This window comes from Marinobacter gelidimuriae (assembly GCF_000372805.1).
GTDB lineage: Bacteria > Pseudomonadota > Gammaproteobacteria > Pseudomonadales > Oleiphilaceae > Marinobacter > Marinobacter gelidimuriae.
Genome location: NZ_KB889887.1, coordinates 24,855 through 33,447, shown reverse-complemented (window position 1 = coordinate 33,447; position 8,593 = coordinate 24,855). Strand labels below are relative to the sequence as shown.

Here is an 8,593-nt window from a genome sequence, read left to right as displayed (position 1 = left end):
TGCCCATGCTCAATACAAAGACGAGTACACCGTATCTACCGTGTTGCCATCGGCCTTTCCCTGGGGCCAGGCGGCCGACAAGTGGGTAGAGCTTGTGAACCAGCGCTCGGAAGGGCGTATCAACATGAAAATTTACAGCAACTCCCAGCTGGTGTCTGGCGACCAGACCAAAGAATTTTCTGCCATGCGCTCCGGACTGATTGATATGGCGGTGGGCTCTACCATCAACTGGTCATCCCAGGTGCCGGAACTGAATCTGTTCTCGCTGCCGTTTCTGATGCCGGATTACCCCGCCATTGATGCGATTACCCAGGGCGAGGTCGGCGAGGCCGTTTTTGCCGCCATCCAGAAACGTGGTGTAACGCCGCTGGCCTGGGGCGAAAATGGTTTTCGTGAACTGTCTAACTCCAAGCGCGCGATCAGCGAGCCGGCGGATGTGGAAGGCTTGAAAGTCCGCGTGGTAGGTTCGCCATTGTTTCAGGATACCTTTAATGCTCTGGGCGCCAACCCCACTCAGATGAGCTGGGCTGATGCCAAGCCGGCGCTGACCACCGGTGCCGTAGACGGCCAGGAAAACCCGCTGTCAGTGTTTGATGTGGCGCGTATTGATCAGGTAGGGCAGGAGCACCTGACCCTATGGCACTACATGGCAGACCCGCTGGTATTTGCCGTTAACAATCGGGTGTGGGCGACATTCAGCGGCGACGATCAGGCCTTGCTAAAGCAGGCCGCAATAGACGCCGGCCAATGGGAAATCGAAAAGTCCCGCAGTGAGCTGGATGCCACTCTGGCCGCCATCAAGGAGCGTGGCGTGACCGTCACCGAACTGACGCCGACCCAGCGCGAGGCGTTCATCAATGCTACTCAATCGGTCTATCAGGAATGGTCACCGCGGATTGGTGACGATCTGGTAAAGAAGGCCCAGCAAGCCGTCGCCGACCGCCAGCAGTAAGCGTTCTGGCCCGAGCTTTGTGCCGAGAATTCCACTCTGGCGCAGAGCCGGGCTGCCTAACCCGGAGTTTTCATGTCTACCCGTCCCCCTAAGTGCTGGCCCGAAGCCTGGCTTGCGTCTGTTGCCTTGATTGCGATCTGTTTGATCAGCCTGGGTAACGTGATTGTGCGCTATACCACCGATGCGTCTTTTGCCTTTACTGAAGAGTTCTCGGTGTTTTTCCTGGTTCTGGTGACTTTTGCTGGCGCTGCGGTAGCGGCGCGCAACAACCAGCACATTCGCATCGAGCTGATCGAGCACCACCTGCCGGCGCCTTTTAGAACGGCCGTATACGTAGTGCAATGGGCGTTGGGCGTGACGGTATTTGCCATTACCGCTTGGTACGGCAGCGTGTTTGCCTGGCAGGAATACCAGTGGGAGTCGCTGTCACCCGGGCTGGGCTTGCCCAACTGGATTTACGTGATTTGGCTGCCGCTGATGGCGCTGGCCATTATTGTGCGCATGACCCAGAGTTTGATAGATCGCCTGCGCAGCAAAGCTGATCCGGAGATCATTCATGAGTCCTGATCTGTTAATGATCGCCAGTTTCATGGTGGCGCTGCTGTTGGGTGTACCCGTGGCCATCGCCTTGGGGCTGGGCGGCGCGGTAGGCATTGTGGCCGGGCTTTCGCCAGATATGCTGGCCACCTTTGGCACTAACACCTACAACAGCGTGGCAAAGTACCCGCTGATCGCCATACCGCTGTTCATACTGACCGGTTTGATTTTTGAACGGGCTGGAGTGGCCGCCAGTCTGGTGCGTTTTGCCCAAGCTATTATCGGCCCGCGCCACGGTGGCCTGACCGTCGTTGCCGTGCTGGTATGCCTGATTATGGGCGGCATGAGTGGCTCCGGTCCGGCTGATGCTGCCGCCGTGGCCATGGTAATGCTGCCCAGCATGCGCAAGGCGGGTTATCCGCAGCCGTTTTCCGCCACGCTGATTGCAGCATCGTCGTCTACCGCCATTCTGATTCCACCGTCCATCGCGCTGATTCTGTATTCCATTGTGGTGCCGGGGGTGGATTTGCGCGCGCTGTTTGCCGCCGGTGTGTTCCCCGGTATTCTGGCGGGGCTGTCGCTGCTGGTGCCGGCGCTGTATTTTTCCCGGAAATACCGCTGGGAAGATCCGAAAACCTCAGAGCGTCCACCTTTCTGGCCCAGCTTTAAAACGGCCTTGCCGGCTTTGTTTGCGCCGGTGATCATTTTGGGTGGCCTGCGTTCCGGCCTGTTTACACCCACCGAGGCCGCGGTGGTGGCGGTCACCTACGGGGTGATTGTGGGCTGCCTGATCTATCGCAATCTGAGCCTGCGCGGGCTTTATGACCTGGTGACCGATGCTGCGGTTACGTCCGGCGTGGTTATGCTGATTATCGCTTTGGCGGGTATTTTTGCTTGGGCTGGCACAACTCTGGGCACCTTCCAGCATCTGGCTGATACGCTGTTGTCGCTGTCAGACAATGGCTGGGTTCTGTTAGGGCTGGTGATGCTGCTGGTGTTGCTGGCGGGTATGTTGCTGGACGCGGTATCCATATACCTGATCCTGATTCCCATCGTACTGCCGCTCATGAACCACTTTGGCTGGAACCCGGTTTGGTTTGGTATTCTGCTAGCCATGAACATTGCGATTGGTCAGTTCACTCCGCCGGTGGCAGTGAATCTGATGGTTACCACCCGTATTGCCAATATCCGCCTGGAGCACACCTTGGGTTGGGCGCTGGTTTTTATTGCCGCTATGGGCGTGAGCCTGCTGCTGGTCGCATTGGTGCCGGGCATTGCGCTGTGGCTGCCCGACAAACTCGGCTTTGTGGTTGGGCCTTGGTAATTACAGCGCCACAGTTCAACAGATCCTTAGTTAAAAATTGCCAGGCTGGCTGTTGCGTTAGGTGCGATGCGTGACAATCTCGCGGCGGCACAACGGGCATTGGCCATCGTAGAATAAAATCGGTTTTGCGGGCATAGCGCGGCCTTGTGGTCAGTCTTTTCGAATCGTACGTTAACGGAGTTGTGGTACTGAGGTTACGTTGGCGGGGGCGAAGCGTATTCATTAGCGGGGTAGGAAAGGCACGTATAAAAAAGGCAGACAGCAAAAAGGCAGACAGCAAAAAGGCAGACAGCAAAAAGGCAGCCGGAGCTGCCTTTTTTGATTATTGGCTGTTATTCACAGCGCAATTATCTGTTCTAGCTTAGACAGCTACAACGTTCTCTGCCTGAGGACCTTTCTGGCCCTGAGTAACAGTGAACTCAACCTGCTGGCCTTCAGCCAGGGTCTTGAATCCGCCGCCTTGAATAGAGCTGTAGTGAACAAATACGTCGGGGCCGCCTTCGCGAGTGATAAAGCCAAAACCTTTTGCTTCATTGAAGAACTTAACGGTACCGGTAACTGTAGACATAATAATAATCCTGAATTCTTTAAGTAATGTGCTGTCAGTCATCCTTAATGACGACGGATCAGCGGTATGCGGGAAACAAAAAATGAGGCGTGATCAAAAACAGGACGATGCGTTACTTAGTACGTTCTATTGATGAAGTGCTTTGCTAAATCTTTCCGACGGAAGGCACTCTACACGCAAACGAGGTCATTGCAAAGCCTTTGTGTGGTTTTTTGTAACCTGTAGGGTACAGCAACGGATAAGCCACGTGTTGAAATGGTGAAACCGCGGTAGCACGTCAATAGAGCAATAACCAAGCTATAGTTGTGACAACGCAGCTGCCAGAGGAGCACAAATTATGGCCGGAGGATGGGCACGGGATGGCGCCGTGCAAGATCAGATCGACGCCAGCGTTGAAGATGCGGTTAATAAAGCCAGAAGCAGCCTGGGTAAGGGCAATAGCCTGACCCATTGCGAAGAATGCGACCGGGAAATACCTGAAGCCCGGCGGGTCGCGGTGCCGGGTGTGCGCCTGTGCATACAGTGCCAGGCCGAGCTGGAAAAGCAGCAGGGTAAAAGCGGCGGCGTTAACAGGCGCGCCAGCAAAGACAGCCAGCTGCGCTAACCCCCGGGTGTGAGGCTGCTCAATAAAGGTGCTATGAGAGTGCTATCCTAGCGCTAAGATAGCGTCCAGCAACGCCGTGACCAAGGCGCTTCCCGCACATCTGCCAGCGATACCCTCTGATTATGACCATAACGCCATTCAACCACCTTATCTGCCCGTTAGACGGACAACCCCTGCTGATGCAGCAAAACAGTTGGCGCTGCGCCAACGGACACAGTTTCGATAACGCCCGCCAAGGCTATGTGCACCTGTTGCCGGTGCAGAACAAGCGGTCACTGGCGCCTGGCGACAGCAAAGAAATGGTGGCCGCGCGCCAACGTTTTTTAAATGCCGGGCACTATCAGCCGATAGCCGCAGCGGTTGTGCAAGCTGTCGCGGAAACAGTTAACACGCAGGGCGAGGGCATTGAAACCCAGCCAGGTATAAAAGAACCTTTCGCCTGTTTGGATGCGGGTTGCGGCGAAGGCTATTATTTGCGCCAGCTCGAGGCTTGCTTGCCGGGCCGGAAACACGAACAGCAACTGTCGCTGGTGGGCCTGGATATTGCAAAGCCGGCGGTGCTGGCTGCGGCAAAACAGTCAAAAACAACGCGATGGCTGGTCGCCAGCAACGCCAATATACCGCTGGCTGACGGGTCTCTCGGCTGCATTTTGAGCCTGTTCGGGTTTCCGGTGTATCCGGAGTTCCGGCGGGTGCTGCGCCCTGGCGGCCGGGTAATGGTTGTCGACGCGGGGCCGGATCATTTGCGCGAATTGCGAGAAGTAATTTACCCGGTACTCAAGCCCGAGGTCGACAAACCCAACGCCAGCGAAGCGCCTCCGGGCTTTCAGACAATAGGGCGGCAAACTATAAATTTCAGCCTTGCACTGGTCGGCGAAGGCGCCATTGCCGACTTGTTGGCGATGACCCCGCACTTTTATCGCGCCAAAGCCGAGGGCCTGGCCCGCGCCGCTGCACTTGGCGAATTGCAGGTAACGGTGGATGTTCGGCTGACGGTGCTGGAAACCACACCGGGTGACGGCGCCAGCGCCCCAAGCGCTGCCTTGAAATAGCGTGGGTTAGCATCCACATATCCAGACTACCCGTCGCTGCTTATCAGAGGTGGGTGGGAGTGTAAGCAATAGCTTCAAGCTATCTCTTGTTTGGGTATTATTAATTTTTGTTAAGCGCGCAGCATCATTATAGTTGTGCCCATCCATTAATCATCTAGCAAGCAAAGGGGAATATCTTATGGGTATCATCAACTCTGAAATTAAACCGTTTAACGCAACCGCTTTCAAACAGGGCGAGTTCGTTGAAATTTCCGAAGCAGACGTAAAAGGCAAGTGGTCTGTATTTTTCTTCTACCCGGCTGACTTCACTTTCGTATGCCCCACCGAACTGGGCGACGTAGCTGATAAGTATGAAGAATTGCAAAAGATGGACGTTGAAGTGTTTTCTGTATCCACAGACACCCACTTCACTCACAAAGCCTGGCACGACAGCTCTGAAACCATCAACAAGATTCAGTACTACATGGTTGGCGATCAGACCGGCAACATTACCAACAACTTTGGTGTGATGCGTGAAGGCCAGGGCCTGGCAGACCGTGCTACTTTCCTGATCGATCCGGATGGCGTAATTCAAGCCGTAGAACTCACCGCGGAAGGCGTCGGTCGTGATGCGTCTGAGTTGATGCGTCGGGTGAAGGCTGCTCAGTACGTGCGCAAGCATCCGGGCGAAGTGTGCCCTGCCAAGTGGCAGGAAGGCGAAGCGACACTGTCTCCTTCACTGGATCTGGTTGGTAAGATCTAAGACTCCTTTTAACAGGGAATCAAACAGTACAGGCTTGTGTTACGGGCTTGCTACTATTAAAAAACCCCGGAAATCCGGGGTTTTTTGCGTTCAGGGCAAGGCGGATTATGAACTGCGTGCAGCGGCTTGGGGCTTCTTTGATGAGCGTCCGCTGTCCATAGTTACGAGCTCCTATGACGGCGAAGTTCATAAGGACCCGTGTAATCAGAAATCTGGCCAGAGAAACGATCTGCGTCAGGTACTGGCGATGTCGGTGCCGTAACTGACACCGCGGGCCTTCAGGCGGTAGAACTGTTCTACCACATCGGCCATGGCATCCGGGCAGTAGGGGCGCAAGCCGCCCAACACCAAACGTTTGGATACGGTACCCAGCGCCTGGTCGCCAGACATCAGGCGATACTCCAGAGTTACCTGGCCGCGCTTGCCATTGGCTTCCAGGGTGGCGTTATGCAGCTCCAGTTCCGGTGACGCTGCATGCAGGCTATCCAATGTGACGGTCATGCTGTCGTACATCACCATTGGCCGGTCCGGGTTGAACATCACACCGTTGGATTCCATCAAAGGCTTCATGGTGTGGGGGAAGTTTTTGCCCGAGGCTGCTACGTAACCCAGAGTGAACTCTTCGATAAACACCTTGTCCGTGGTTATGTCGCCGCTACGGGCCACTTCCAGATACACCTTGCCGGCTTGATCGCACACCTGAATAGTGCCATCGGCGCCTTCGCGAAATTCCAGCGGCACGTCTTTACCCAGCAGGGCGCGAAAGTGGAAGGTCATATTCGTTGACAGGCCAAAACGCCAAAGTACCACCGCGAACAGTAAATCCCCCGGCACGCAGAAGCGGCGGGCGTCCGGGTCGTGAATCGGGTTAAAGTCCCCGGCCACTTCCTTGGCAAACAGGCTGGCCTGGGCGGCGCTGATGTATACGCGGCCATCCTTTTCAGAGTGAAAACGTTCTAGAAACATGGAGTACCTTATTCCGAGTGGCCAGATTCAGGGCCCCATGATAGTCCAGCTGCACCCATATCAAAATGCACCATCTGGCTTAATGCAAAAATACTGCAGAAACTCTTTCAATAGGGTGTGAACTGGTCGACGCTCATTAATAGTAAATCCCTATCGCAGTTTTTGAATCAATTGATTTGAGCTTTTTTGTCAGGCGCCGTATCTTGGCTACTTCAAATTAAAACAGCCGGCTAAAGCCAAGCCGGTTCACCGGCTTTATTCCTTATAAAGGACGACAAAATGTTAGATGCCAATTTGAAAGGCCAATTAAAAGGTTACCTGGACAACGTGAAGCAGCCCATCGAGCTGGTTGCCGCGCTGGACGACAGCGCAAAAGCCAACGAGCTGTATGAGCTGCTGCAGGAAATTGACGGGTTGTCTGACATGATCACCCTGCGTGAAGATGGCGATTCAGACGTGCGTCGCCCGTCATTTGCCATCAACCGTGTGGGCACCGATGTAGGTGTACGTTTCGCCGGCATCCCCATGGGCCACGAGTTTACGTCTCTGGTGTTGGCACTGTTGCAGGTGGGTGGGCATCCTTCCAAGGCCACCCCGGAGCTGATCCAGCAGGTTCAGGAACTGGACGGCCATTTTGAATTTGAAACTTACTTCTCGCTGTCATGCCAGAACTGTCCGGATGTGGTGCAGGCGCTGAACTTGATGAGTGTGCTCAATCCAAGCGTGAAGCACACCGCCATTGACGGCGCCTTGTTCCAGGCCGAAGTGGAAGAGCGTGAAATCATGGCGGTGCCCAGCGTGTACCTGAACGGCAAGCTGTTTGGCCAGGGCCGTATGAAGCTGGAAGAAATTGTAGCCAAGCTGGACACCAACACCGACGCCCGTGAAGCCGATAAAATTCGCCAGAAGGGCATCTTTGAAGTGTTGGTAATCGGCGGTGGCCCCGCTGGCTCCGCAGCGGCTGTTTACGCCGCCCGTAAAGGCATTTCCACCGGCATTGCCGCCGAACGCTTTGGTGGTCAGGTTGCTGACACCATGGGTATTGAAAACCTGATTTCCGTGCCCTACACAGAAGGCCCCAAGTTAGTGGCCGCGATGGAGCAAAACGTTAAAGAATACGGCGTGGATATCATGAACCTGCAGCTGGCTGAAAAGCTGATTCCGGCGGCTAAGCCGGGCATGCCCCATGAAATTCGTATGGCCAACGGTGCGTCATTGAAAGCCCGCACTGTGGTGCTGTCTACCGGCGCTCGCTGGCGCCAGCTGGGTGTTCCCGGTGAAGACAAGTATCGCAACAAGGGCGTGGCTTACTGCCCGCACTGCGACGGCCCGCTGTTCAAAGGCAAGAGTGTAGCGGTGGTTGGTGGCGGTAACTCGGGTGTGGAAGCCGCCATCGACCTGGCCGGTATTGTTGGCCACGTAACCTTGCTGGAATTTGGTGCCGAATTGCGTGCTGACGAAGTGCTGCAGCGCAAGCTGCGCAGCTTGAAGAACGTGGATATTGCGGTATCGGCCCAGACCACCGAAGTGACCGGTGCCAACGGTAAGGTGAATGGCCTGGACTTCACCGATCGCAACAGTGGTAAAAATGTTCACGTAGAGCTGGAAGGCGTGTTTATACAAATCGGCCTGTTACCCAACACCGAGTGGCTGAAAGGCGATATCGAACTCAGCAAGCACGGTGAGGTGGTCATCAACGAGCGCAACGAAACCAGCATTCCTGGCGTATTTGCCGCCGGTGATGCCACCACCGTGCCCTACAAGCAGATCGTAATTTCCATGGGCGAAGGTTCCAAAGCGGCCCTTAGCGCCTTTGACTTCCTGATTCGCAACTCTGCTGACGAGTAG

General features: G+C 55.3%; 9 protein-coding genes. 7 read left to right on the top strand and 2 right to left on the bottom strand.

The window, feature by feature from the left end; all coding sequences use genetic code 11:
* The 3 genes from A3OI_RS0110375 to A3OI_RS0110365 all read left to right on the top strand — a co-directional run.
* Window positions 1-952: DctP family TRAP transporter solute-binding subunit (locus A3OI_RS0110375; RefSeq protein ID WP_018404212.1), on the top strand; the 952-nt coding region annotated here is incomplete at its 5' end.
* Between the two features lie 72 nt (window positions 953-1,024).
* Window positions 1,025-1,519, top strand: coding sequence for a TRAP transporter small permease (locus A3OI_RS0110370; protein WP_018404211.1), 495 nt, complete (start codon window positions 1,025-1,027; stop codon window positions 1,517-1,519).
* Window positions 1,509-2,813 carry a TRAP transporter large permease gene (locus tag A3OI_RS0110365; protein WP_018404210.1) on the top strand — a complete coding sequence of 435 codons (1,305 nt, stop codon included), beginning with the start codon at window positions 1,509-1,511 and terminating at the stop codon, window positions 2,811-2,813. The genes A3OI_RS0110370 and A3OI_RS0110365 overlap by 11 nt, the downstream gene beginning before the upstream one ends.
* A 361-nt stretch (window positions 2,814-3,174) precedes the next feature.
* On the opposite strand, the gene A3OI_RS0110360 is transcribed toward A3OI_RS0110365, so the two are convergent.
* Complete coding sequence (locus A3OI_RS0110360) at window positions 3,175-3,381, bottom strand: cold-shock protein (protein ID WP_007348184.1); 207 nt, start codon at window positions 3,379-3,381, stop codon at window positions 3,175-3,177.
* 337 nt (window positions 3,382-3,718) lie between these two features.
* Between A3OI_RS0110360 and A3OI_RS0110355 the strand changes: the two genes are divergently transcribed.
* From A3OI_RS0110355 to ahpC, 3 genes are all read left to right on the top strand, one after another.
* Entirely contained in the window at window positions 3,719-3,985 is a 267-nt protein-coding gene (locus A3OI_RS0110355) for a DksA/TraR family C4-type zinc finger protein (protein WP_018404209.1), read from the top strand.
* A 122-nt stretch (window positions 3,986-4,107) separates the two neighbouring features.
* On the top strand, window positions 4,108-5,037 hold the full coding sequence (locus A3OI_RS0110350; protein WP_018404208.1) for a putative RNA methyltransferase: 930 nt from the start codon (window positions 4,108-4,110) through the stop codon (window positions 5,035-5,037).
* 178 nt (window positions 5,038-5,215) lie between these two features.
* Entirely contained in the window at window positions 5,216-5,779 is a 564-nt protein-coding gene (gene ahpC, locus A3OI_RS0110345; protein ID WP_018404207.1) for an alkyl hydroperoxide reductase subunit C, read from the top strand.
* 234 nt (window positions 5,780-6,013) lie between these two features.
* Here ahpC and A3OI_RS0110340 read toward each other — a convergent pair whose 3' ends face one another.
* The gene (locus A3OI_RS0110340; protein ID WP_018404206.1) at window positions 6,014-6,745 is read right to left on the bottom strand and encodes a DUF3581 domain-containing protein; all 732 of its coding nucleotides are present in this window, start codon (window positions 6,743-6,745) and stop codon (window positions 6,014-6,016) included.
* Window positions 6,746-7,024: 279 nt separating this feature from the next.
* On the opposite strand from A3OI_RS0110340, the gene ahpF reads away from it, so the two are divergent.
* Window positions 7,025-8,593: an alkyl hydroperoxide reductase subunit F gene (gene ahpF, locus A3OI_RS0110335; RefSeq protein WP_018404205.1), complete on the top strand. Its 1,569-nt coding sequence runs from the start codon at window positions 7,025-7,027 to the stop codon at window positions 8,591-8,593.

Excerpts from the sequence above, each read along its gene's own strand:
- A3OI_RS0110370 (WP_018404211.1), top strand. The coding sequence starts at position 1,025 with ATGTCTACCCGTCCCCCTAAGTGCTGGCCCGAAGCCTGGCTTGCGTCT.
- A3OI_RS0110365 (WP_018404210.1), top strand. The coding sequence starts at position 1,509 with ATGAGTCCTGATCTGTTAATGATCGCCAGTTTCATGGTGGCGCTGCTG.
- A3OI_RS0110360 (WP_007348184.1), bottom strand. The coding sequence starts at position 3,381 with ATGTCTACAGTTACCGGTACCGTTAAGTTCTTCAATGAAGCAAAAGGT.
- A3OI_RS0110355 (WP_018404209.1), top strand. The coding sequence starts at position 3,719 with ATGGCCGGAGGATGGGCACGGGATGGCGCCGTGCAAGATCAGATCGAC.
- A3OI_RS0110350 (WP_018404208.1), top strand. The coding sequence starts at position 4,108 with ATGACCATAACGCCATTCAACCACCTTATCTGCCCGTTAGACGGACAA.
- ahpC (WP_018404207.1), top strand. The coding sequence starts at position 5,216 with ATGGGTATCATCAACTCTGAAATTAAACCGTTTAACGCAACCGCTTTC.
- A3OI_RS0110340 (WP_018404206.1), bottom strand. The coding sequence starts at position 6,745 with ATGTTTCTAGAACGTTTTCACTCTGAAAAGGATGGCCGCGTATACATC.
- ahpF (WP_018404205.1), top strand. The coding sequence starts at position 7,025 with ATGTTAGATGCCAATTTGAAAGGCCAATTAAAAGGTTACCTGGACAAC.